This is a genomic window from Neobacillus sp. KR4-4, assembly GCF_042136325.1.
Lineage (GTDB): Bacteria > Bacillota > Bacilli > Bacillales > Cytobacillaceae > Neobacillus.
In genome coordinates, this window is record NZ_JBHHJU010000034.1 from 1 (window position 1) to 24364 (window position 24364).

General features: G+C 39.7%; 18 protein-coding genes, 1 rRNA gene and 2 riboswitches. All 19 genes read right to left on the reverse strand.

Translation table 11 applies throughout. The features are described 5' to 3' along the window. Window positions 1-109, reverse strand: a 16S ribosomal RNA gene (locus tag ACE198_RS24400); the annotation flags it as partial. Between the two features lie 350 nt (window positions 110-459). Continuing rightward, complete coding sequence (gene ptsG / locus ACE198_RS24405; protein ID WP_375377356.1) at window positions 460-2526, reverse strand: glucose-specific PTS transporter subunit IIBC; 2067 nt, start codon at window positions 2524-2526, stop codon at window positions 460-462. A 188-nt stretch (window positions 2527-2714) separates the two neighbouring features. Beyond that, window positions 2715-3557: a glucose PTS transporter transcription antiterminator GlcT gene (gene glcT / locus ACE198_RS24410; RefSeq protein ID WP_375377357.1), complete on the reverse strand. Its 843-nt coding sequence runs from the start codon at window positions 3555-3557 to the stop codon at window positions 2715-2717. A gap of 175 nt (window positions 3558-3732) precedes the next feature. Then, entirely contained in the window at window positions 3733-5061 is a 1329-nt protein-coding gene (locus ACE198_RS24415; protein ID WP_375377358.1) for an NCS2 family permease, read from the reverse strand. A gap of 113 nt (window positions 5062-5174) precedes the next feature. Continuing rightward, window positions 5175-5276, reverse strand: a riboswitch (purine riboswitch). Window positions 5277-5492: 216 nt separating this feature from the next. Then, entirely contained in the window at window positions 5493-7013 is a 1521-nt protein-coding gene (gene guaA, locus ACE198_RS24420; protein ID WP_375377393.1) for a glutamine-hydrolyzing GMP synthase, read from the reverse strand. A 148-nt stretch (window positions 7014-7161) separates the two neighbouring features. After that, window positions 7162-7264: riboswitch (purine riboswitch) on the reverse strand. A gap of 81 nt (window positions 7265-7345) precedes the next feature. Beyond that, the gene (locus ACE198_RS24425; RefSeq protein ID WP_375377359.1) at window positions 7346-9559 is read right to left on the reverse strand and encodes a transglutaminase TgpA family protein; all 2214 of its coding nucleotides are present in this window, start codon (window positions 9557-9559) and stop codon (window positions 7346-7348) included. Next, complete coding sequence (locus ACE198_RS24430) at window positions 9556-10776, reverse strand: DUF58 domain-containing protein (RefSeq protein WP_375377360.1); 1221 nt, start codon at window positions 10774-10776, stop codon at window positions 9556-9558. The genes ACE198_RS24425 and ACE198_RS24430 overlap by 4 nt, the downstream gene beginning before the upstream one ends. Then, window positions 10777-11733: an AAA family ATPase gene (locus ACE198_RS24435; protein ID WP_375377361.1), complete on the reverse strand. Its 957-nt coding sequence runs from the start codon at window positions 11731-11733 to the stop codon at window positions 10777-10779. It lies immediately after the preceding gene. A gap of 218 nt (window positions 11734-11951) precedes the next feature. Then, complete coding sequence (locus ACE198_RS24440) at window positions 11952-12461, reverse strand: DUF6241 domain-containing protein (protein ID WP_098573457.1); 510 nt, start codon at window positions 12459-12461, stop codon at window positions 11952-11954. 323 nt (window positions 12462-12784) lie between these two features. Next, a complete protein-coding gene (locus ACE198_RS24445) occupies window positions 12785-12913 on the reverse strand; it encodes a hypothetical protein (protein WP_375377362.1) in 129 nt (42 codons plus the stop codon). 303 nt (window positions 12914-13216) lie between these two features. After that, complete coding sequence (locus ACE198_RS24450; protein ID WP_375377363.1) at window positions 13217-13672, reverse strand: DUF600 domain-containing protein; 456 nt, start codon at window positions 13670-13672, stop codon at window positions 13217-13219. 21 nt (window positions 13673-13693) lie between these two features. After that, window positions 13694-15460 carry a DNA/RNA non-specific endonuclease gene (locus tag ACE198_RS24455; RefSeq protein ID WP_375377364.1) on the reverse strand — a complete coding sequence of 589 codons (1767 nt, stop codon included), beginning with the start codon at window positions 15458-15460 and terminating at the stop codon, window positions 13694-13696. 394 nt (window positions 15461-15854) lie between these two features. Next, entirely contained in the window at window positions 15855-16100 is a 246-nt protein-coding gene (locus ACE198_RS24460) for an Imm59 family immunity protein (protein ID WP_098576705.1), read from the reverse strand. A 98-nt stretch (window positions 16101-16198) separates the two neighbouring features. After that, window positions 16199-18106 carry a TNT domain-containing protein gene (locus tag ACE198_RS24465; protein ID WP_375377365.1) on the reverse strand — a complete coding sequence of 636 codons (1908 nt, stop codon included), beginning with the start codon at window positions 18104-18106 and terminating at the stop codon, window positions 16199-16201. 4 nt (window positions 18107-18110) lie between these two features. After that, a complete protein-coding gene (locus tag ACE198_RS24470) occupies window positions 18111-18437 on the reverse strand; it encodes a hypothetical protein (protein WP_375377366.1) in 327 nt (108 codons plus the stop codon). Then, the gene (locus tag ACE198_RS24475; protein ID WP_375377367.1) at window positions 18430-19140 is read right to left on the reverse strand and encodes a DUF5081 family protein; all 711 of its coding nucleotides are present in this window, start codon (window positions 19138-19140) and stop codon (window positions 18430-18432) included. The genes ACE198_RS24470 and ACE198_RS24475 overlap by 8 nt, the downstream gene beginning before the upstream one ends. Continuing rightward, a complete protein-coding gene (locus ACE198_RS24480; protein ID WP_375377368.1) occupies window positions 19137-19436 on the reverse strand; it encodes a WXG100 family type VII secretion target in 300 nt (99 codons plus the stop codon). The genes ACE198_RS24475 and ACE198_RS24480 overlap by 4 nt, the downstream gene beginning before the upstream one ends. Continuing rightward, a complete protein-coding gene (locus ACE198_RS24485; protein ID WP_375377369.1) occupies window positions 19423-19833 on the reverse strand; it encodes a chorismate synthase in 411 nt (136 codons plus the stop codon). The genes ACE198_RS24480 and ACE198_RS24485 overlap by 14 nt, the downstream gene beginning before the upstream one ends. After that, window positions 19820-24358, reverse strand: a complete 4539-nt coding sequence (essC, locus tag ACE198_RS24490; protein WP_375377370.1) for a type VII secretion protein EssC — start codon at window positions 24356-24358, stop codon at window positions 19820-19822. The genes ACE198_RS24485 and essC overlap by 14 nt, the downstream gene beginning before the upstream one ends. Window positions 24359-24364: the final 6 nt, after the last annotated feature.

The following is a 24364-nucleotide window of genomic DNA, read 5'->3' on the forward strand; positions in this document are numbered from 1 at the left end:
ACGTGTTACTCACCCGTCCGCCGCTAGACTCCGAAGAGTCTCGCTCGACTTGCATGTATTAGGCACGCCGCCAGCGTTCGTCCTGAGCCAGGATCAAACTCTCCAAGAAAGTTGATTAGCTCATTTGATACGTCGGCTCATGTTCTAACTATATATAATAGAAGAAACACGATTAATATTGTTTGTTTGCACGATTTTGTTTGTTTAGTTTTCAAAGAACAAGCTCGTTACTCCGTTAGAAGCAACTTTATTACTATATCATTTCAGCAAATCGTTGTCAATGTTTTTTATCAATATTTTAAACACCAACAAGTTGTTAACTTGTCATTAACGACTGCTTTAATATAATACCACCACGCCTATGCCTCGTCAACAAAAACCTACAATTTTTTTCCATTACCGACTTTCTTCTATAATATAAGTAGAAAAGCCGGCCCAGTTACCAGGGCCAGCTTCCTTTTACTTTGTAATCTTAACGATTCCTTCTTGCTTCAATTCCACTTGACCCTGGTTATTCAGTACAACTTTTTCACCTTCGGCTAAGTTCGTGAAAACAATCGGAGTTATTGTAGATGTTGCATGTTCTTTAATGTAATTTAAATCAACTTTTAATAACGGCTGCCCCTGTTCAATGATGTCATCTTCAGAAACTAACGTCTCAAAACCTTGACCTTTTAAATTAACAGTATCAATACCAACATGAATCAGGATTTCACGCCCTGTATCAGATAAGATACCAATGGCGTGTTTAGTTGGGAATAGGTTGACGATTTTTCCATTAACCGGTGAAACCACCGTTCCTTCAGCTGGTACAATCGCAAAGCCATCACCCATCATTTTTCCAGCAAACACCTGATCAGGTACTTCAGTAATTGGCTTTATTTCCCCTTTAAGCGGTGCTGCAAACACTTCATTCTCACGTGCTTTTTGAATTGCATCTGAATTCACATTACTTTGTTCCGGACTTTTTTCCGCTGTATCAACAGAAGTGGTACGAGGTCTCTTACCGGACATAATATCTTTCATTTGACCCTTTATGGTTTCAGAACGTGGTCCGAAAATTGCTTGAATGTTATTTCCTACTTCTAAGACTCCAGCTGCACCAAGTTTTTTCAATTCAGCTTTGTCCACATTTTTAATATCATTAACCGATACACGAAGACGTGTAATACACGCATCTAAATGAGCAATATTATCTTTTCCACCCATTGCATCTAAAATATTAGCTGCTAAATCACCTGAACCTGATTTCCCTGTTGCCGCTTGATCTTCTTCTTCCTCAAGTTCACGACCTGGAGTTTTTAAATCAAACTTGCGAATCGCAAAACGGAAACCGAAGTAATAAATAACCGCAAAGACAAGACCTACTGGAATAACGATCCAAGCATTTGTTTGCGGGTTGATTAATCCAAATAAAATATAGTCAATTAGTCCACCTGAGAAGGTCATCCCGATTTTTACATTTAACAAGTGCATAGTCATAAATGATAATCCAGCAAAGATTGCGTGGATACCAAATAATACTGGCGCAACGAATAAGAACGAGAATTCAATTGGTTCGGTAATACCAGTAAGGAAAGAAGTTAACGCCGCAGAAGCCATTAAGCCTCCCACAAACACTTTCTTTTCTGGACGAGCTTCATGATAAATCGCTAATGCAGCAGCAGGGAGTCCAAACATCATGAATGGGTATTTACCTGTTGTGAACGTACCTGCAGTTAAATTTTGAACACCATCTTTAATTTGTTCCATGAAAATACGTTGGTCACCACGAACAAGGTCACCCGCAGCGTTTGTATAGCTTCCAAATTCATACCAGAATGGCGCATAGAAAATATGATGCAATCCAAATGGAATTAATGAACGTTCAATCACCCCAAAGATAAAGGCAGCAATCGTTTTGTTCGCATCAACCATATTCGTAGAGAACGCATTTAAGCCTGATTGAATTGGCGGCCAGATTAGGATCATTAACAATCCTAAAAGAACAGTACTTGCAGCAGTTATAATCGGAACGAAACGCTTACCAGCAAAGAAACCTAGATATGATGGTAATTCAATTTCAAAGAATTTATTATACATATAAGCGGCAATTAGACCGACGATGATACCTCCGAAAACACCCGTTTGCAGTGTAGGTATTCCTAGTACAGAAGCATAACTTTGAGGATGCTTCGCAAGTGCATCTGCATCAATGCCCAATGCAGTTCCCATTGTTGCATTCATAATAAGGAAACCGACAATCGCAGCAAGCCCTGCTACACCTTCTCCCCCTGCTAGTCCAATCGCAACCCCAACAGCAAATAATAATGATAGGTTTCCGAATATGACACTACCAGCTTGTTCCATAATCTTTGCAACCATCGCAATCCCGCTATTATCTAAGAATGGGGCGATGTCAACTAGTGTTGGGTTTTGAAGTGCATTACCAATTGCCAGTAAGATCCCAGCAGCTGGCAGAATCGCAACTGGTAACATTAATGCTTTACCGACTTTCTGTAAAACACCAAAAGCATTTTTAAACATATAAAGTCCCTCCTATTTTTTGTTTAGCTCATAAAGCGGTTACATATTTGTTAGAAGTAACAACAAAAAAGGCATGAGTAAAGGTCCAATCGAATAAAGCTATGGGTATAGATTACCCCAATAACTTGAGTTCAATTAAACTTTTTACTCATGCCTGATCGAATCAGTAACACGTAAAAGAATAAGTGCTATTTATATTTTTTTTGAAGTCGTTGTAAATGCATCGTTAGATATACTGCTTCTGCATCAAAGACTTTTAATTTTAAGGTTTGTTGCATCACTTTTATGAGCTTCCATGAAAGATTATAGCATATAGGATATTCATCTTTCAATAGGGAAGAAATTTTTTCTGGCTCATCCACTTTTTCACCGTTCACAACTCGTTCAATCGCAAAACGGAGATGGCGAACAAGTCTCATATAATCGATTCCTTCTTTATCTATCACTAGCTCCAACTGTTCTTCAACCATATCAACCAGTTTGCTGACAAGTTGGGAATGTTGGTTTACATCAGATAGGTCTTTATTGGTTATTGCACTGTGAATATGCAAGGCGATAAAGCCAACCTCTCCAATTGGAAAGCTAATCCCAGTGTTATCCTTAATAAGTTGGACAACCTCTTTAGCCACTTCATACTCATGACGATAAAGCGCCTTTGTCTCCACTAAGAAGGGATTTTTCATTTCCATCCCTTGGGAAGCCCGTGTTAAGGCAAACATTAAATGGTCAGTTAAGGCAACATGAATATGTTCATTTAACATCGAATTTGTTCGTTGCTTGATTAACTCAATCGATGCGATGATCACCTCTAAGAAATCGTTATCAATAAACGGGAGCAATTTAAGATAATTTTGTTGCTCCTTTTCATTTTTTAAGACAAAGAGCTTTTCAGCAGAGTCCTTCTCAATTAAATCACCATGTTTGCGATTAAAGCCGATCCCCTTACCAATCAAAACTACTTCACCATAGGAAGGGTGTTCAGCAATCAATACATTATTATTTAAAACCTTTTCAATTTTCAGCTGCACCATTCCCTTTTTCCCCATTTCTCCCATTTTACCTTTGTAATTACAGAATAAAAGACAGAAAACAGGAAGTCAACGACAAAGTTCGACAACATTATGTCATACTAGTTGGTAAATTATTCGAACGATAATTTTTGACAAAATAAAAGGAACTGTGGTGCGCCCACAGTTCCCTTTATTATTATTTTAAGAAAATAAAATATAGAACAAAGATTACAAAGAAAAAGTACATAACTGGGTGAATTTCTTTTGTACGACCCTTGATAATCATTGTGATTGGGTAAAAGATAAAGCCCACTGCAATACCTGTTGCAATGCTGTATGTCAGCGGCATAGCAATCATCGTTAAGAAGGCTGGAACAGCAATTTCAAAACGCTGCCAATCAATTTTTCCTAATGAAGATACCATTAATACCCCAACAATAATTAACGCAGGTGCGGTTACAGGTGCAGTAACCACTGATAATAACGGAAAGAAGAAGAGCGATAAGATAAAAAATCCAGCTGTTACTAAGGCTGCAAATCCAGTTCTAGCACCAGAGGCAACCCCTGCAGACGACTCGATGTAAGATGTTGTAGTTGATGTACCTAACACAGCACCAACAGTTGTTGCAATCGAATCTGAAATTAGCGCGCGTCCAGCTCGAGGCAGCTTATTGTCTTTCATAATTCCCGCTTGGTTTGCTACTGCAACAAGGGTACCTGCATTGTCAAAGAAGTCAACAAACAAGAAGGTAAGAACAATTCCAAGCATGGCTGTTGTATAAAAAGAGCTATCTCCGAACGAAGAGAATGCTGCACCAAACGTCGGTGATAAGCTTGGAACAGAATCAACTACTTTAGTCGGCATATCAATTAAGTTAAAGATCATTCCTACGATTACTGTGATGACCATACCATAAAATACGGCTCCGTTAATACCTCTAGTCATCATAATTACTGTTACGACGATACCAAAAATAGCAAGTAGTGTAGGCCCGGCTGTCAAATCGCCTAATCCAACTAGTGTTGCATCATTATTGACTACAATCCCAGCATTTTGTAATCCAATAAAAGTAATGAACAAGCCAATCCCTGCACCAACAGCATGTTTTAAATCAACTGGAATCGCATTAATTATTTTTTCGCGCAGGCCAGTAAGAGTCAATAAGAAGAAAAATACACCTGAGATAAGAACTGCTCCAAGGGCGTGCTGCCAAGGAATTCCGCTCCCTAATACCACCGTATAAGCAAAGAACGCATTCAAGCCCATTCCTGGAGCTAATGCCAGCGGATACTTTCCAAGGAGTCCCATGACAATTGATCCTAGTGCAGACGCAAGAGCTGTTGCCACAAATACTGCACCATAGTCCATTCTTAAGGCATCAGGATAGTCCTTTATGGAAGCTAATGATAATGTTAATGGATTAACAACTAGTATATAAGCCATTGCTAAGAAGGTCGTTAGTCCCCCAATAAACTCACGGCGATAATTTGTCCCATGTTTCTCAAATTCAAAATACTTATGCATTCTTTTGCCCCCTAAGGTTCTTTCTTTATTGTTTATGCAAAAAAGCTCCGGTTTATTCTACCGGAGCTGACGTAAGGCAAGTGCAATAAATAGAGGGAAAGAAAACATACCTCTTATATTAAACACTGCCTCGTAGTCAAGCCATTTACGGTGGCTCGGTAGAAACTTTTGGGCCATATCCCCAAGATTATACGATGCAATTATTATTACCTTCTCTTAACACGTTTTTTATTTTAGCAGGAAAGAAACCTCTTGTAAACAAAAAATACGAACGATATTAAAATAAATTTTAACATCGTTCGTGAATATGGATGTTCCTGATATAATTAGTCGCTTTTTCCAAAAATAAATAAGAACTGGAACCAATAATCGGTTCCAGTTCTTTGCTTTTCTTATTGTCCTAGCATCAGCGCTAGGGGCTTCCGCTTTTCTTATTCCCACTCAATCGTTGCAGGCGGCTTACTTGTAATATCGTAAACGACCCGGTTGACATGAGCTACTTCGTTAACAATTCTTGTTGAAATGACTTCTAAAACATCCCAAGGGATCCTTGCCCAATCGGACGTCATTCCGTCAATGGAGGTCACAGCACGAATTCCAATCGTGTAATCGTATGTTCTTGCATCCCCCATTACACCGACGCTGCGAATGTCCGGTAGTACAGTGAAATATTGCCAAATTTCTCGGTCGAGACCGGCCTTTTTAATTTCCTCGCGAAGAATCCAATCCGATTCACGAACAATCTCCAGTTTATCCTCTGAAATGGCCCCAAGCACACGAATGCCAAGACCTGGTCCAGGGAATGGCTGTCTCCAGACGATATCATCCGGAATTCCCAGCTCAGTTCCAAGTGCCCGGACTTCATCCTTAAATAAGGTGTTTAGCGGTTCGATTAGTTTAAATTGCATATCTTCCGGTAATCCGCCTACATTGTGATGGGACTTAATGGTTTGTGCAGTCGCCGTACCACTTTCAATAATATCGGTATAAAGCGTACCTTGGGCCAAGAACTCAATACCTTCCAGTTTTGTCGCTTCATCGTCAAATACATAAATAAATTCATTACCAATAATTTTTCGTTTTTTCTCAGGGTCAGAAACACCTTCTAACTTCGATAAGAAACGGTCTTTGGCATCAATTTTGATAACATTCATGTGGAAGCCTTCTGAAAAAGTCTTCATCACGCTGTCAGCCTCATTTTTCCGAAGCAAGCCATGATCGACAAAAATACAAGTAAGTTGATCACCGATTGCCTTATGAATCAGCACAGCAACAACGGATGAATCCACCCCGCCGCTTAAAGCACAAAGAACTTTTTTATCGCCAACCTGCTCACGAATCTTTGCCATTTCCATTTCAATGAAGTTACCCATTGACCAATCGCCAGTGCACTCACACACGTTAAAAACAAAATTTCTTAACAATTCATTCCCATAAACGGAATGACGTACTTCCGGGTGGAACTGAACAGCATAAAGCTTTTGCTCTTCATTACTCATTGCTGAAATTGGACAGGTTGGATTTGTGCCATCAACAGTAAAACCTGCAGGAGCTTCGACAACAAGATCACCGTGACTCATCCACACGGTTTGCTCATTTGGCAGTCCTGTAAATAACGCTGATGGATTCTGTACCGTCATTGTTGCTTTTCCGTATTCACGTTCTTTCGCTTTTTCAACCTTCCCATTAAAATGGACGGTCATTAATTGCATCCCGTAGCAAATACCAAGGATCGGCAGACCCATTTCAAAAATGGCTTCATCACAGCGGAAAGAATTTTCATCGTAAACACTATTTGGCCCGCCGGAGAAAATAATCCCTTTTGGGTTTAACTTGCGGATTTCTTCAGCTGTAATCGTATGCGGATGTAATTCACTGTATACCCCGAATTCACGGATCCTGCGGGTTATTAACTGGTTATATTGACTTCCAAAATCTAATACAATAATCATCTCATTCTTGCCTGGCAAAGCATCCACCTCAATTTTCTCAAGTTATAGTTATTATGAACCTTTACAGCAAAGGATATAAAAAAAACTAGAATTCTCCCCTCCAAAAAATATCAGGAAGGCAGAATTCTAGTTTTCTCGTAAAAAGACCACAGAAAAATCCTGCCTTCATAGTCAGGTCATTATACGGTGACCCGGTAGAGACTCTCGAACCAAATTTTCGAGGATATATGAAGGAAACGTACTATATTTTGAATAGTACAAGCATCTTTTTAGGCAGATGCTTGTGCTAAACATGAATTAGTACATATTGTAACAATAGGTGGTTTTTCCGGTCAAGCAATTGTCTTTTTTATTAAATTTTCCCATAATTCATGCGATTCTTTCCAAGTGCCCTTTGGCAATTGCTTATGATACAGATAATTTTCATAAATAGCCGTTAGTTCTGACATTTCTCTTGTCGAAAAGAAGGAATCAATGTAACGGGCATAGTTTCGTAGTGTTTGGTTTTCCTTCCGCTTTAATCCGTAGCGTTCAAACTGTTCCAACAAAGCTAAGTAGGCAGCACTGATGTTTTCGTCCTTTTTCTTAAATCGGTAAATGACTAACAGACCATATGGAAACCACTTACCGCGACTGCCGTAAAGAATACCAACTACTGCAGCCACTATTATGATTATGAAAACCATCCGCTTCCAATTGTTTTTCACAAGCAATTGGGTCTCTTCCCAGACCCTTTTAACATTAAAGAATGATTTCGAATCATTTGCTTTATTAGGATCCTCAATCTCTTTCTGCTGAGGCTTCTTCACTGGAGCTGGACTGGCTTCTTGATTATTGGATGATGTTGGGCCATTCGTTTCGTAATTGATGATAATTTCATTTGAAAAGCCCTTGGTTGGCTCAAATGGTACCCAGCCTTGGTTCGGAAAATAGACCTCAACCCAAGAATGGGCATTATTATTTGTTACCTCATACACTTGAGTCCCTGAAGTCTCATCACTATATTGCAGGAAATCTCCGCCTGTGAACCCTTTTACCCAGCGCGTTGGAATCCCGAGTGTTCTCAGCATCACCGCCATCGAAGAGGAGAAATTGTCACAATAACCCCTTTTTGTCTCAAACAAAAATTGATCCACATAGTCATCTTCGGTGTCAGGCACCGCGACATTTTTCTGGTCATAAGTGAACGCAGATTTTCCAAAATAACTTTCGATCGCTTTTGCTTTATCAAACCAATTGGTTTTTGTGGCCGTAATCTCTGCTGCTAATTCTTTCACTCGTGGCGGAAGATTCTCCGGCAGGAGTGTATATTTTTGATAAAATTTCTCGTTGATGATAGTTGGGTCATAGCTCGTTGTTTGGACTAAGTCTGAAGCTTTGTACTTTGGTTTTTTATATTCAACAGTAAAGGCCTGCGGTACAGCAGGGACATTGTCATTAGCTAATAGGCTGATTCGCTCAATCGTCGTATCGATTTCATATTGACTGCCCTCTGGAAGCAACTTTAACACTTTGCTTATTCCGGCTGGATACATAAGAAAATTGAAATGATAATCTGGACTTGTCACCACCTGCGAAGTCTCTTTAATGGTCTCCACGGTGTCAGGCACCGAAAAGACAGGCACAAGGTCTTCCTGACGGAATGAAATAGGTGTGGTGCCAGAGGCCAGCCAGCCTTTTCCTGTATAGACGTCCTTCGTTTCCATCTTCCAATAATTTTTTCCGTTGCCTTCATACTGAAAGACTCGGTTGTTATCCCCTATAAAAGGACCGCCTAGTTCTGCATCATTGGTTCCATAACCGATACGATTGACACTTCTGGCCTTGTCTTCAGGAACCTTGTCGTTATTGGCTGTTAGATATGGAACTGGGTCCGGCCAAATCGGCGCAGCTTTCGGTACGGCTATGCCAACTAACACACTAAATGAAATCATAACTGCCAGCGGCACCATCCACCTGCGCAGAAACGTAGGTTCGGCGCTGACATTTTCTTTTTGAATGATTCGAAAGTATGTCAGCATACCCATCACTGCAAAACCAGCCACCACCGTTCTGACAATGGCATATTTAGCAACATACGGTGTAAATGTATCTAAAACCGTAATATAGACTAAGGTCATAAAGAAAAATATAAAGATTCTCTTTCGGTTTAAGATCCAATAATTGATTAAGTAAACCATTAGCCACAGCAAGATAAAGAATAACAAAGTCCTGAACTCGTTGGATAAGTCATTCCAGTTCCTTGCTGCGAGCACACTAAGGTTATCAAAGATATCTTTAAAGAAGGCCGTAATCCATGTTGAATCAAAGAAGCCTTCTACATAGTGAAGCCGGTTAATGGCATAAAAAATAAAGAGCGTTTTGATACTATAATTCCAAGTCCATTTCAAATGAAGGTAAGATAAAGCAAACGAAATAACAATAAAGATAAAAAACATCTCAATATGATTGGTTTCTGTTAATTGTTCAATCGGACGCAGCCATTCACTTAATAATAAAAAACTAAAAGCATATAACAAAAAGGATGAAAAATCTCTTTTGATCAACGGAAGCTCACCTCCGAAAAGGCTGCCGTGAATTCGCCTTCCTGAACCAAGACAACCCGTACTCCACGGGCATTGGCAACTGCCATCAGCGAACGTTCCTCATCCATCGGCGCTTCTTTCTCCCCTTTAATCAGAAAAAGCGTAATTGTTCCTCCCTTTCGCTGACCTAAGAAGCTTGCTTTTTCAATCAGTGGTTTCGTAATTTGTGCAGTGATTAGCATAAACGAAACCGTTTGCTGAATGAGAAGGCCGTCGGTATCTAACACCTTTTCAAATGGTAAGGTACATTTCGCTTCTATTTTTGCCAGATGAAAAAAAAGCTGCTGAAGATGCTGCTCTCCACCGCGAATCGGAAAAGAGGTTCGTTCGTTGCTAATTGTTAACAGACCGGTCTGGCCCCCTTTTTTCAAAATAGCCCGCAATAACGAGGCTGTAAAGGAAACAACTGGCTCAAACTGCTTCGTGGGTACACAGTCCATGACCACAAAGACATCATGTGATTGCCGCTGTTCGAATTCCTTTGTCATGAGGATATTTCGTTTGGCGGATGCTTTCCAATTAATCCACGAAAAGCGGTCGCCCGGCTGGTAATCCCTCACCCCAGTCGCCATGGATGTATCGCGCTGGACACGTTCCCTTGAAGCCGTCAGGCCCGAATCATAGTGATTTTCAAATGACCGGTATAATAGCTCTGTATACGCCGGATAGACAATGATTTTGTCCTCCATGGCAGCCTTTTTTTCCTTTTCAAATAAACCGAGCGGATCTCCAATTCTTAAAGTAAAAGATTCGAAAAAATGTTCTCCGCGCGGCAGCTCATCAATGATATATTCATATAAAAATTCCTTTTTTAAGCCCGGAAGAAGCAGGGCTTTCGCTCTCTTTTGCTGAGGAGCAAATTTCAAGGATTCATCTAACTGATCCTCAATCAATAAATAAAAAAGCGGAAATGATTTTGCTCTTTTTACTGTAACAATTACCTTTAAAGGCTCTCCGGCATTAAAATCTGTTTTTGGCAATATTCTTGTTACTTCAAGTTCGTTTAAGGAGTAAAAAAAGATGGCCACACCATAAATGGCAAAGGGAAGAAAGCTATAAAATAAAAACCAACTTACAAATCCTCCTTGAAACATGGCATAGGAGAAAGCTAATAAAATCAAAAAAAGCAGCAGAATAAACTTCCAAACTTTTTTCAATATCATCCTTGTTTTTTTCATTTATTTCACTAACCTTTGAACTGGAACCGGTACTCTGGCAACCACCTGGTTCACTAAATCTTCAGCCGAAATCCCTTCAAATTTTGCCTCCGACTTTAAAATAATCCGGTGGGATAAGACAAATCCTGCTAAATATTGAATATCATCTGGGAGAACATAATCGCGGCCATACATGTACGCATAAGCCTGTGCTGCTTTCATCAAGGCAATTGAACCCCTTGGACTAGCCCCAAGGTAGACACTGCCGTGGCCCCTTGTGCGGTTAACGATATCAACGATATAACGCTTCATCGTATCATCAACAAACACATCTTTGATTTCTTTTTGTAAATCAAGAAGGCCTTCAAGGTCAATGACAGGAGTTAACTCCTCAATCGGCGGGACCTTTTGTGCTCTGTTCAACACTTCCATTTCCTCTTGTAAGTCTGGATAACCCATTCTCATTTTTAATAAAAAACGGTCCAATTGGGCCTCGGGAAGCGGATAGGTCCCTTCGTATTCAATCGGATTTTGCGTCGCCATAACAAAGAATGGCTTGTTCAGTTGATGGGTCACACCATCAATGGTGACACTTGCTTCCTCCATCCCTTCTAAAAGGGCAGACTGGGTTTTCGGGGAGGTCCGGTTAATCTCATCGGCAAGTATGATATTCCCCATTAACGGGCCGGGGCGAAATTGAAATTCCATTTCTTTTGGATTATATATAGAGACTCCGGTTACATCGGATGGCAGAAGATCCGGAGTGAATTGAATTCTACGGAAATTGGCACTCACTGACTTGGCCAACGCACGGACCATCATCGTCTTCCCAACACCTGGTACGTCTTCTAAGAGGACATGGCCCCCAGCTAAAAGGGCAACCAAGCTAAGTTCAGCAACGTCCCTTTTTCCAATCATAACCTTTTCTATGTTTACTAGTATCTTTTCTATCGTGGGATTCTTTTGATCAACAGACAAGGTGACTCCTCCTCGGACGGGTTATACCTATTTTGGGCCATTCCATTTATGTATTCTATAGATTCCTAAAATATTCCTTTATAGCAGACGAACAATATTCAAAACTAGTTAAAAATTAGACGGAGATACTAAAAAATGTTTCTCTAAGCAAAAAAGCCTCCTTCAGCAAATGAAGCAGACTAAACAATTTTAAGATTGGGCAGGTTATATCATGAATTTCACTTCTGTTTTACATCATAATTCTCCTGAATAAACTCCATTTCTTCCTCAGGTGAAGCTTTGCCGTTGGCTTTTCCAACCGTGCCGCCCTGCAGCTCCCAAATGGCATTGTGATTCATAACCACGTAATCGAAATTGCCTTTATCCCAAGATTTTAATATAGTTAAATAAACATCAGCATTCTCATATTCTTTTTTATTGGCTTCGACCACTTGTAGTAATCTTTTCACCCGCTCAGGCGTTAAAGGCAGTGCGCCCCACTTTTTGTCAGCTAATACCTTTTGGTGTGACATATTATGTATGGCTTGCTGAACATCGTTTTCACTCATGCTAAACGGAAATCCACGTTCAACCTTTTTAGTTTGTTCATGGACTTGAACTACCTTTTCACCCTTCGGTGCAGTTCCTACGCTAACAGAGACATTTTCCTTATCAAAATATAAATAACCCCCTATCAAAACACACGCAAGTATAACTGGTATCCATATTTTTTTAGGTATTTTTTTCATCGTTTCCCCTGCTCCTCAAAATGAGAGGTTTGGAGCATCCCTCCGCACCTCCAAGATAGGCTTAGATTTAATAATTCCACATTTCCCCTATATTTCCCTTTAAAACCTCTTGAAAAATGGTAATCTATCATAAAAAAGCCTACTCTATATAGAGAGTAGACTTACCATTGCATTCCCCTGCACCGTTTCTAATCATCAAAGAGTTATTTATTTAATCTTTCATGTATGCCTACTAGTTTATATAGTTTATCAAAAGCTGTATTTTCATCTGCTGCTTTAAAAATAATCGATTTAAAGCCTCTCTCATCAGTTACCTACACTTCTCAATGGTTACTATTTCCAATCCTTATCCCAACTTCATTCTCTTTTAATGGATGTTCAATTGGAATTATATTGTAAACATGTTGTGCTATTTGTTCATATAATTTATTTAATTCTATTTCAAAACTCATATTCTCAACCTTCTGATTTATTTCATAACTCCATAATGGTACTACCTTCATGAGCTATGAATTTTAGTAAAGCACCCATTAATGTTGTCCAATTCTTAAGTATCTCATAAAAAGATAAAACACCTGATGTCTAAAAGGCATTCAAGTGCTTTAATGTGATATATAAAGTATTCTCATTTACTAAGCCTATCTATAGAACGAGCATATTAATTTCCTTAACAGAACACAGTTATATAACTCCATGATGACACAACCTTCATGAATGATGAATTCAAATTAGATCATATCTAAAACCTTAACATTTTAAAGGTTATTTTTTTTAACCTCCTCAAACCACTCATCAGCTATATGATCAGCCGTTTTGATATCATCATTAGTATATACTAAATCATACTTGTACTCTGCTTTAAAGCTGCCACTCTTAACATCATATATTAATTTCATCTCAGTTGGTATATCCCTTTCATACTCTTTGCACAATACTTCAATTTTTTCAATATTTTCATTTAAGATATCCAATACCATAAACCCTCGTTCTGGAGACACATCATATCTTTCCTCCCCATTCACTAATGCATCATTCAATTTGTAAGGCTCTACATATTTATTATTAATCAAATAAAAAAAACTACTAGAAATAACCCCTTCTTCTCGTGAAGCATAAACATATACTTTATCGGCTCTATCTTCAACATATTCCATACATATTGATATCATATCTGCTTGCAATTCACTAAATCTATCTTCAAATTCTTTCATACTACTTTTTCACTCCTTAGATTAATTTTTAAGAACTTTAGAGCCCCACTTACCATCTATAGTGTATCTGACTATAAATTTCTCTGGGCGCATATCGTTTCCAGCGTAAACTATTTTAACATCAATTGTTACTTTTTTAGGTGGTATTTCTTTTAAAGCTGCAGCCCATTCTTCTTCAATTTTCTTATATTGCTTCAAATTAACATCAGATAATTGCGAAACCAAATTATCAATTTTAGGTGAGCCTCCAAACCTATCACCCGCCAAATGCCCTGCATGGTCTTGACCTTTTACTTTACCTGGTGTATTTTTGCTGTGTGACAATCTGTCCTCTCTCTTTGTTAATTGTAAATTTTCTGTTTCAAATTTTGAAATCCTACCTAAATTATCTGTTTCATAAAAATAATCATACTCTCCAGTTCTATAACTAATCTCAGGTTTTAACTTATTTTTTCTACCATTTGTAAACTGTTTCCCTTTGTCAACAAATGTTTTGACTTCACTTACTCCAGAACTACCATTTACTGCACCCTTAGAAACACCTTTAATATTAACCCCATCAATCCTACTAAGCACAGCTTTCAGCTTATTCTCCACCGCATGAGTATTCTCAACAGGAATACGAACCTCCAAAGTTTCACCTAAACTTCCCATCGCCAAGCCCATTCTCCGTGTCGGGGTAATGTTTTTCGATTGTGTAATAGCTGAGTCTACTAACCTTCCAGCTTCCAATGTATTTTTTGCTAGCTTGTTTTTCACTACATTTGTTCGATCTTTTATCGCCGCTGAGGCACTCTTCAGTCGTGTGACTGATTGCTGGCCTGCAGTCCTCACTATGTTATCGATATGATTCATTCCTTGGGAGAAGCTTTGTTTAACTCCTGTCCGCAACCCTATTCCTCCGATATTCTCCCCAAGATGGACGAGACGTACCGTGCTGCTGAATTTGGTCAAGCCGTTCACACCAGGAACAATATCCAATGGTGCTAATAATCCGCGAAACCAGCGTTCCCCTGTACCGAGCTCCCGGCCAGAGACCCAATCCTTGCCGGACACAGATGTGCTCAATTCCATCGCTCCATACGCTGCCCCTAAGGCCAAGCCTGCTGGAGGACAGATGATTGTCGCCCCTACGATGACCAACAGAGCCCCGATTTGCACCCAAAATTCCTTGTCTTCTTGTTGATTCCGAATCGATTCATACTCAAAAGCGCGTGTATTTAAGACCGCTTGTTGATATTCTTCTTGCGAGAAATCCTGGTCTGGATTAAGTTCTTTCCAAGCATCGTATTCAAATTTTATTTGACTTGCATAATAATTATCACCACTAAACAAGTCATCCAAGCCTACTTCCGTTTTAGGAACTTCAAACGATTGAGCAGGACCGTAACCTGCATAGACATACTGAGTTTCTGTCGCCCCGACCCGATTAGTTGTCGTATAGTTGGATATCGTTAAATCCCGCATCGCCTCAACAAACGCATCCATATCTTCATAGAACGGCTGATCAATTGTGCGGTCAACAATCTCTCCAACTTTCCCGGTAAAGTTGTGTAATATCTCAAAGTCTTCAAACAATCCTTGGTACTTGTTTTTTTGACTGGTGTGCTGAAATGTTATGACCCCATCACTATCATAGTTCGCGATATCAGACTCAGCATCCTCTAAATTATCACTAAGATCCTTTAGAGTATCAATCATCCCTTTGCCCCAACGCCCTAGTCCAGTCAAATTACCAATACCATCTCTCATCTTATCCCAGTCGGACGGGATATATTTTACATCCATTCAATCATACCCCCAGTTTTACGACCTCCACACTTTCTAATTATTTATAAAAAACTACTTTAGCATTTTTTAATAAACTATCTTAAACCTTCCATCTAATTGGATTTATATTAAAAAGGAATTCCAAGCCCATTTGGCCTTTAATCCGTTTAGAAATATGTTAAATGAATCTCTGCTTGACTACTCCGCATGTCCACCCATGGGCTAATTACGCCCCAGTCAAATTCTATTTGATTTTTTATTCCCAATTGTTCACCCAATAATGTAATTAACCATTTTCTATTAGTCATAAAAAAACTGCTACTTTTTCGTAGATCGTCCAAGTTATCTCATTGAAATTATAAAAAGGATTCAAAGCTCATTTGACTTTGAATCCTAGATTTATATCTTGTATCTATTGAAACAATATTTTTTCCGTTCTCAATCTTTTAATAAAATTTTCAAGCGCATCACTTTCATTATCAAATACAGTTATGGAACCTTGGACAACACTAGCTCTCTCATCGGTTACATAAACTTCCCAATTATTATTATTACCACTTATCCCTACTTCATTTTCTCTTAAAGGATGATCATTATACCAATTAAAACGTTGCAGCCCTTCATTTTTTATTATTTCCTTTGCTTCTTCATTCGTCATATCATGTCCTCCTCAGGATAACTTCAAGATTAGTTAAATTATAGTTTATAAATTATTAGTAATTACTTTAGCAACGGATCCCTTACTTAAAATTAGTATCACTTAACTTCCTTTAACAGTCCCAATTCTTCTAACCATCCTACAGGTAATGGAAGTTCATATTGTATTCCTCCACCTGACGACCCAAAACCTTCTGCAATTCCCCCTTGATGTGTAACTAATTTACTGTAATCCCCATTATAATATCTTAGTACCTGAGCTTCTATTTTTAATTTCAGTTGAGGATTGTTACACTTAGCAACATATTCCTCTAGCTTTGAAAAATCGCCCGTTACTTCATATTGATGATATTTTGAGAGGTCTTCTAAATATGGTAATGATCTTTGGTCATAAGTGAATGGAGTACCTTCTGGTACAGGTGAAGTGTATCTGCCATTTGCAGGTCCATATCTATCAAGGGTTTCAGCAGGTTTGGGCACATATACTTCTTTAATTGCATTCCCATCAGCATCAAGTACATAGCCTCCATTTGGAACCTCAGACCATTTGATTGAACCGTCCTCATTTAAAACTCCTGGATTCTTAGGTATTTGTACATCTTCCGGCCATTTTCCAGTTTTTAAATATTCCTCGGCATAGTTTGTATTAGAGTAACTATCATTATTCTTTAAATATTTATATAAATCTTCCTGTGAACAAGTAGTTTCTGTTAATAAGGTATCAACAGTTTTAATACCTTCCTTAGGACTACTCTTACCGAGATTAACACCATCAATCTTGCTCAACACATCTTTCAGCTTATTCTCCACCGCATGAGTATTCTCAACAGGGATTCGAACCTTTCCAACATCGCCAGCATCGTCAATTGATAAGCCCATCCGCCGCGACGGGGTAATGTTTTTCGCCTTTGTTATAGCAGAATCAACTAACCTTCCTGCTTCCAGTGTATCTTTTGCCAGTTTATTTTTCACCACATTGGTTGTATCTATTATTGCCGATGACGCACTCTTCAAACGTGTAACTGATTGCTGGCCAGCGGTTTTCACCATGTTATCGATATGATTCATGCCTTGATGGATACTCTCTTTAACTCCCGTCCGCAATCCGACCGTTCCGATATTCCCCCCTAGATGGGCGAGACGGACCGTGCTTGAGAATTTTGTTAACCCACTCACACCAGGAACAATATCCAATGGAGCTAATAGTCCGCGAAACCAGCGTTCCCCTGTCCCGAGCTCCCGGCCTGACACCCAGTCCTTGCCTGACACAGCTGTACTCAATTCCAGCGCCCCATATGCAGCCCCTAATGCCAAGCCTGCTGGAGGGCAAATAATCGTCGCTCCCACAATGACGGCCAACGCTCCGATTTGAACCCAAAATTCTTTGTCTTCTTGTTGGTTTCGAATCGATTCGTACTCAAAGGCACGCGTATTTAGAACACCTTGTTGATATTCTTCTTGCGAGAAATCCTGGTCAGGATTCAGTTCTTTCCAGGCATCGTATTCAAGTTTCATCTGTTCTGCATAATAATTATCTCCACTAAACAAGTCATCCAAGCTTACTTCCGTTTTAGGAACTTCCAACGATTGAGCAGGACCGTAACCGTAACCTGCATAGACATACTGAGTTTCCGTCGCTCCGATGCGATTCGTTGTTTTATAGCTGGAAATCGTTAAATCCCGCATTGCTTCAACAAACGCATCCATATCTTCATAGAATGGCTGATCAATGGTGCGGTCAACAATCTCTCCGACCTTCCCGGTAAAGCTATGTAATACCTCAAAATCTTCAAACAATCCTTGGTATTTGCTTTTTTGACTGGTATGCTGAAAGGAGATGACCCCATCACTATCATGGTTCGCGATATCAGACTCAGCATCCTCTAAGTTATCACTTAGGTCTTTCAGCGTATCAATCATCCCTTTGCCCCAACGGCCAAGGCCAATTAAATCGCCAATGCCGTCTTTCATCTTTTCCCAGTCTGATGGGATATATTTTACATCCATTCAATTATACCCCCAGTTTCGCAATGATTTGCTCAGCAATCGCTTCGTCTGCCTGCATCATCGTATTTAGGATATCAATCACCAACGCAGCCGCTCTGGAGTAGTTGTCATATAAATCCATTACTTTCTGATTCGCCTCCGCATATACTTCCATGGCTTTTTTTGCTTTTCCTTCTGTGTAATAATCAAGACTTCCGAGCTTTTCAATATTCGGGGCGGCATTAGTCTCCAGTTCCGTAATAATTGCTTGTAATAAGGTGAAAATTGTTGTCATCTCATCAGGATTTACATTGATGAGCAGGCTGGAACCGCCCCCATCAGCTTTAAGCATATGACTTCTCCTCCTTATAAGGGAAATCCATTTCGTCAAATAGGACCTTCAAAAACCAATATTGACTAGCATGGTAATATTTTTTATTTACCGTATCGACCATGATTAACTTTTCGTCTTTCGTAAAGATGAGCCACTGCTGATAATAGTGCCAATTAAATCGGTCTTTATGTTCTTCCTTAAGATGGAGGAATTCTAAATTCATAAACATCTCTTCCGGCTCAAAACTCTCTGTCTCGCGTCTTTCTTGATTGGATAATTCTTTTTTTAGGAACGCTTTTTCCATTTCAACCGGTTCTCTTACCATCACCGGAAATTGTTCACATAACATTTTTAGAAGTGTTGCTTTAGAGGTGATACGTAACTGATAAGACCCTTGTCTCTCCAACTCTACCAGCACAATAACCTCGTCTCTTTCACGTTCACGGAAGGCAAAGAGAAGATTATTGATACGAACGTATTTCTGGCTTTGATGATAAAATTCTATGGTTTGGATAATTAGTGCACCTGATCTTGTTATCTTTCCCTCCGGTGTGATGATTTTCTTCTCAATCAGCCGGTCATGGGCCTCTTTAAAGACTTCTTCGCCTTTTAATTGGTAAACTACTTTCTCAGGTAAACCAAAAAGAACATTCCCACCAAAAGCTGCCGCTAATAGGTATAATTCAGCCACTGAAAACGTATCTGTTGAACGTTCCATCATAAATTCTTCACTTCCCTTACTGAGCCGTCTTTAAGGAAATCATCGAAGTAGCCATCAAGGTTGTTTAACGCTGTTGTTTGTTTTGCGACGGCAGATTTTAGATCATGATGATATTTCTGAATGATTTCTAGATAACTTAAGAAGGAATCTCTAGATTTCCCGCTCCATTTAGCCGAATGCAGGTAAGAAATTAGTTGTTCACAAGATTCATAGGTTTGTTCAATCGATTGCTCTAACGCCTTCGCCGCAGCCTTCGCTTCATTTACCTTATCCCCATCAATTTTAACGGTCCCCACTGATCAATCGCTCCAATCTCTCCTGTAGCTCTTTCAATTCCTTTTCTCTTTTTACTCTTTCCGCTTCCGCCTCTTTAATGGCCAAATCCTTATAATGAACATATCGTTCATATGCCTTATTTTTCGCTGAAACCAGTGAACTCCGCTTTTCTTGATCTGCTTGAAAATACTGTTTTAACTTTTCCGTTACCTCTTCCCTGCTGATTTCAAAATCATTTGAAGGTATATCTGAATGAGATAGATACGGAATCGTACCTAGATAGGAACTGTACGCTTGATTTGCTTCTGAAACCTTATGATCGTGTTCCGAAATGGCACTCTTGAGCTTTTCATATAGCTCATAATAATCATCTCTTTTTTTCTCCGTATCACTTTTAAACCAATCAAACATGGACATTCACTTCCTCTCTATTTACGTATGGAGCCGCAATTTTGATTTTCTCTGCCTTGCCTTGTCTAATGTAGTAAGCTTCATAAGGAAGTAGGTTTTGCTCTTTATAAGGACGACTCAAGACCTCAAGGATGCTCTGATCCGTAATTCTTCCAATTAAAATTCCTGCCTTTTGTTTCTTCACTGTTGTGGCGATATCGTCGTATTGTCTTTCTAATGCGCCATGGACGGCTCCGATCACAAAATAAATTCCTGTTCTCGCACCCGTATCAATCAGATTAGCCAGCATCGATTGGCTAGTAAACGACATCGATTCGATGATGAATGAGACATCCGTGATAAAGACAATCATTGGGCGAATTTCCTTAAGGAAATCATTCCTTGTTGCCCGTCCGTTAGTAGCTGTTTGCACTTGACGGAAGGCATCTTCCCTTGTCTCAAATAGTTGCTGGAGCCGTTCTACAAAGACATCCATTGTTTCTGCATGATCTGCGTATAGATTCACATTTTCCTTATAAACTCTAAATCTCGAAGAAACATTATCGATTAATCCCACATCAATGTGCTGATTAATCGAGATACTGGAAATCAGTGTTAGATATGTTTGTTCAACAGCGTCCATGCGATCGCTTAAGATTAATGTGTTTTGGTCTTCTATGACAGATAACTCCATTGGCTCTACATTTTCAAAATCGACAGCAAACGGGATACCGCCATTGTTTACGATCGCTTTCGTCTCTTGTTTTTCAATAAAAGAAGTAAACTCAATAACATCTGGAACCATAGGAATTGGTAATGGCAGTTCCCCATGCCAGGCATTCCGCATCTCTTTACTCTCTTCTTGTATCCGATTAATAATCGAGAGCGTGTCGTCACCTTTGACAGGTAATGCCGTTTGAAATAATGTTGGCTGTTCTAATTTGACCAAGCCTCTTCCAGGAACTTCTTCAATTTGTAAATCCGTTCTTCCCACAATATTACGAGACTCCATTCCATCAATCATAAATAAAGAGATTTGATGTTTAATATTGGCAAGAACAGGGGCTCTCAGCACACTCTGACGTCCCGCACTAATAGCCATATGAATTCCTACACTAACACCTTCCCTGGCAATCTGCGCAGCCATTTTTTCAAAATCATCTCGATAGGCAGCATCATTAATGGAATCGAACGTATCAATAATTAAAAGAATAACTGGAACCTCTTCACCACTTACTTGTTCATACATTTTAATATTAGCGACACCATATTTACTTAATCTTTGCTTACGTTCTTTCAATTCCTGCTGCAGGCGGCGGAAAAGCTTTCCTAACTTTATCTCTTCATCCCCCATAATCGTGTCTGCTGTATGCGGAAGTTCCCTCAATGGCAGCAGCCCATTCGTTCCGAGATCAATCAAATAAAAGTGGACTCGTTTAGGACTATGTTGTCTAGCAATATTCATGGCCACAGTTTGCAAAAAGGTCGACTTCCCATACCCTGGACTAGAAAAGACAGCCATATGACCATCCTTCGTAAGATTTAAGGTAAGTGGATTTTGGGCCTGCATTTCCGGGAGATCTACAAAGCCAAAGGTCACCTCCAACGGTTTCTTGTCTCCATACCATGCCTCTTTGTAGTTCATCTCAGCAAAATCAGAAAGGAAAATCCGCTCTTCTAACGGCGGCAGCCATGGTCTAGGCAGATCCGCGATACGATTTTCCGCTGCATAGGCATGGATATAATCCACAACTGCATCCAGTTCGGTTGGAACCTTTGTTATCTCCTTCTTATTCGATAGACCACTTAAGTCATCCGAGAGGATGTCGTATTGTCCAAGCTCATTAATGGCATAAATGGTCGTATCCAGTAAGTCTTGTTCATTTTTATTCGGGATATAATCGGCACCGCTCCACGCACTTTGAAAAAGTTCATAGATTTCATTGTTCCCTACTTGTAAATAAGAACGGCCAGGCAGTGTAATATTCGCAGCATCCGGCGTTTTTAAGATTTCCATCGAATCACTGGCGTTTTGTACTTTGAGTGCAAGTTTAAATTTAGAGTTGGACCATATTTGGTCATCCACAACACCACTGGGTTTCTGGGTAGCCAGAATCAAATGAATTCCAAGTGAGCGGCCAATACGGGCTGTGGAAACCAGTTCTTTCATGAATTCAGGCTGCTCGGATTTGAGTTCGGCGAATTCATCTGAGATTAAGAATAAATGGGGCATCGGTTCACTTGCCTCACCTGATTTATAGAGCTTTTGATATTGATTAATGTGGTTGACATCATGCTCGCCAAATACACGCTGGCGCTTTTGTAATTCTGCTTTAATCGAAGCAAGTGCACGCATCGATTGCGTACCGTCTAAATTTGTAATCGTTCCTAATAAATGCGGGAGATCTTTAAATAAATTGGCCATTCCTCCGCCTTTGTAATCAATGAGCAAAAACGCAGCTTCATGCGGATGAAAGTTTACCGCAAGCGAAAGAATATACGACTGAATAATTTCTGATTTCCCAGAACCAGTTGTTCCCGCGATTAAACCATGCGGTCCATGTGCTTTTTCATGGAGGTTCAAATTGACAAGATCTTCTTTCCCCCGCAATCCTAGTGGAACAGCCAGGCTTTTATAGGTTTCATTTTTAGGCCAACGCCACTCAATACTGAGCTCCTCCACTTTCTCTACACCGTACATTTCGAGAAAAGTTACGCTTTCTGGTATTGAATTCTTTAGACTTTGCAGATGATTAAGCGATGCCAGCGCGCGAGAGAAATCTTCTTTATTAAAATCTTCCGGAAATTGATCCGGTGTGAATCTCCGATTGACCAATTCACCCTTCTCAAGAATTATCACTCCAGTTGAGGCATCACGAATATCAATGACCGTTTTCACATGTTCAGGAAGAGACTGCATAACATCTTGGACGAACACAAGGGAGACGCCTAATTCACTTGGGTCTTCATTAAAATATTCCATCACAGAATGATCCAAGACCATCTTTTCATCTGTGATCAGCACCACAAAGTGAGGAGTAAAATACATTTTTTCACTCTTATTACTTTTCTCATTAATCGCGAGCTTGCGTGCTTTTAAAATCTGATAAAGTGAGTTAAGCACTTGATCACGGGATCTTTCGTGATAAACAAATCCCCTTACGTTTAGCTCTCGTAAACTAGCATGCGGGAGCCAGCGCATCCATTCCCATTTTTCCTTTTCTTCTTCCGAAAAGATCGTGACAAACTGCACATCATGGTAACTATGAAATAAAGACGTCTGCATCACCAGCATTTGTAACTGTTCAAGCACGAGCGAACGCTGCCCGATGTATCCAACAGGTCCGTTTATAAGTGACGTCGCTGCCGGGACCTCCTCTAATGTGAGGTACTGAGCTCGAAGCTGGCGGGCTGCATCCACCAATTCATCCTTTACAAGGGTAAACTCCTCGATATTAAACTCAATCTCGAAGCTTGAATCAATCCGGCCCAATCCAAGACGATACATAAGAAAGTCATGATGTAAGCTGGTCTTTTCATAAACGCGGGAATTCACTTTCATGGCCATATCCCGTAATTGCTGTACGTCTGGAAAATGATAATGGAGTGCATGCCGCTGCTCTTCACTTACCTGATATAATTGCTGTGTTTTTTGTTTCAAGTACTCTCGGTAGCTTGTATCCCGCTCTTTAATATCCATACGGTATTTCTTCAGACTTTTCAGATAGGATGTGATGGAAAAAATGACCGTGGTTACTGTCATGGCAAGCATAATGATGATATAAAACCCATTTGACATAAATAATGAAACCAATATCATTGCTGCAATCATCACCAGCGGCGGAACGATCACCCGTGCCAGTTGTTCACTCGGTTTTCCAGGCTTATTAGAGGGGTTAGCAATTTTTTGTTTTTCCTCAGGCTCACGGTAGATAATCCTTGGTGACCGATGATAATCAGGGTAATGACTGCCGAATTTCTGGTCAAGGTCAAATAAACGAATTAATTTAGTTCCGATGATTGATTCTGCTCCGAGAATTTCAAGTTCGTCCTGGCCAAGCTTCATCATCATTCCTTCAAAAAAAAGCTGGTCTCCTGGTTCTAGCTGAACTACACCCTTTGTTCGAATATAATTGTGGTAAACCTCACCTTCAAAGACTTCAAGTTTAAAAGGATCTCCTAACTTCTCACGAATAAGTACAAAATCCAGTGTTTGGCTCTCGATTCTTACATCATCGTAATCATTAGCACCAAATGTAATACTAAAGTTTTGTGTTGTATCGTATACACACCTCTCAGTCTCTTCCATCAAATACATCCGGATGGCATCATCATGAGTGTTAAATGTAAGGCATTCGTTTACCCGGAGCTGTTGTTTACCGATTGTGCACACAGCACCATCCCACATAATGGACAATCCTGGATGTAAATCGATAAATGTCATCGTATTGGAAAGATCATTTCCAACTGTTATTGTTTTTGGTTCATTTATCGTTAAATGGCATTTATGCAAATGATCTTTATAACTCAGAAGTAATAATCGTTGTGTCATCTTTCT

Coding starts and splice junctions, on each gene's coding strand:
- essC (WP_375377370.1), bottom strand. CDS start 24,358: ATGACACAACGATTATTACTTCTGAGTTATAAAGATCATTTGCATAAA.
- ACE198_RS24460 (WP_098576705.1), bottom strand. CDS start 16,100: ATGACGAATGAAGAAGCAAAGGAAATAATAAAAAATGAAGGGCTGCAA.
- ACE198_RS24450 (WP_375377363.1), bottom strand. CDS start 13,672: ATGAAAGAATTTGAAGATAGATTTAGTGAATTGCAAGCAGATATGATA.
- ACE198_RS24415 (WP_375377358.1), bottom strand. CDS start 5,061: ATGCATAAGTATTTTGAATTTGAGAAACATGGGACAAATTATCGCCGT.
- glcT (WP_375377357.1), bottom strand. CDS start 3,557: ATGGTGCAGCTGAAAATTGAAAAGGTTTTAAATAATAATGTATTGATT.
- ACE198_RS24475 (WP_375377367.1), bottom strand. CDS start 19,140: ATGATGGAACGTTCAACAGATACGTTTTCAGTGGCTGAATTATACCTA.
- ptsG (WP_375377356.1), bottom strand. CDS start 2,526: ATGTTTAAAAATGCTTTTGGTGTTTTACAGAAAGTCGGTAAAGCATTA.
- ACE198_RS24485 (WP_375377369.1), bottom strand. CDS start 19,833: ATGTCCATGTTTGATTGGTTTAAAAGTGATACGGAGAAAAAAAGAGAT.
- guaA (WP_375377393.1), bottom strand. CDS start 7,013: ATGATTATTGTATTAGATTTTGGAAGTCAATATAACCAGTTAATAACC.
- ACE198_RS24455 (WP_375377364.1), bottom strand. CDS start 15,460: ATGGATGTAAAATATATCCCGTCCGACTGGGATAAGATGAGAGATGGT.
- ACE198_RS24465 (WP_375377365.1), bottom strand. CDS start 18,106: ATGGATGTAAAATATATCCCATCAGACTGGGAAAAGATGAAAGACGGC.
- ACE198_RS24440 (WP_098573457.1), bottom strand. CDS start 12,461: ATGAAAAAAATACCTAAAAAAATATGGATACCAGTTATACTTGCGTGT.
- ACE198_RS24470 (WP_375377366.1), bottom strand. CDS start 18,437: ATGCTTAAAGCTGATGGGGGCGGTTCCAGCCTGCTCATCAATGTAAAT.
- ACE198_RS24445 (WP_375377362.1), bottom strand. CDS start 12,913: ATGAGTTTTGAAATAGAATTAAATAAATTATATGAACAAATAGCACAA.
- ACE198_RS24430 (WP_375377360.1), bottom strand. CDS start 10,776: ATGAAAAAAACAAGGATGATATTGAAAAAAGTTTGGAAGTTTATTCTG.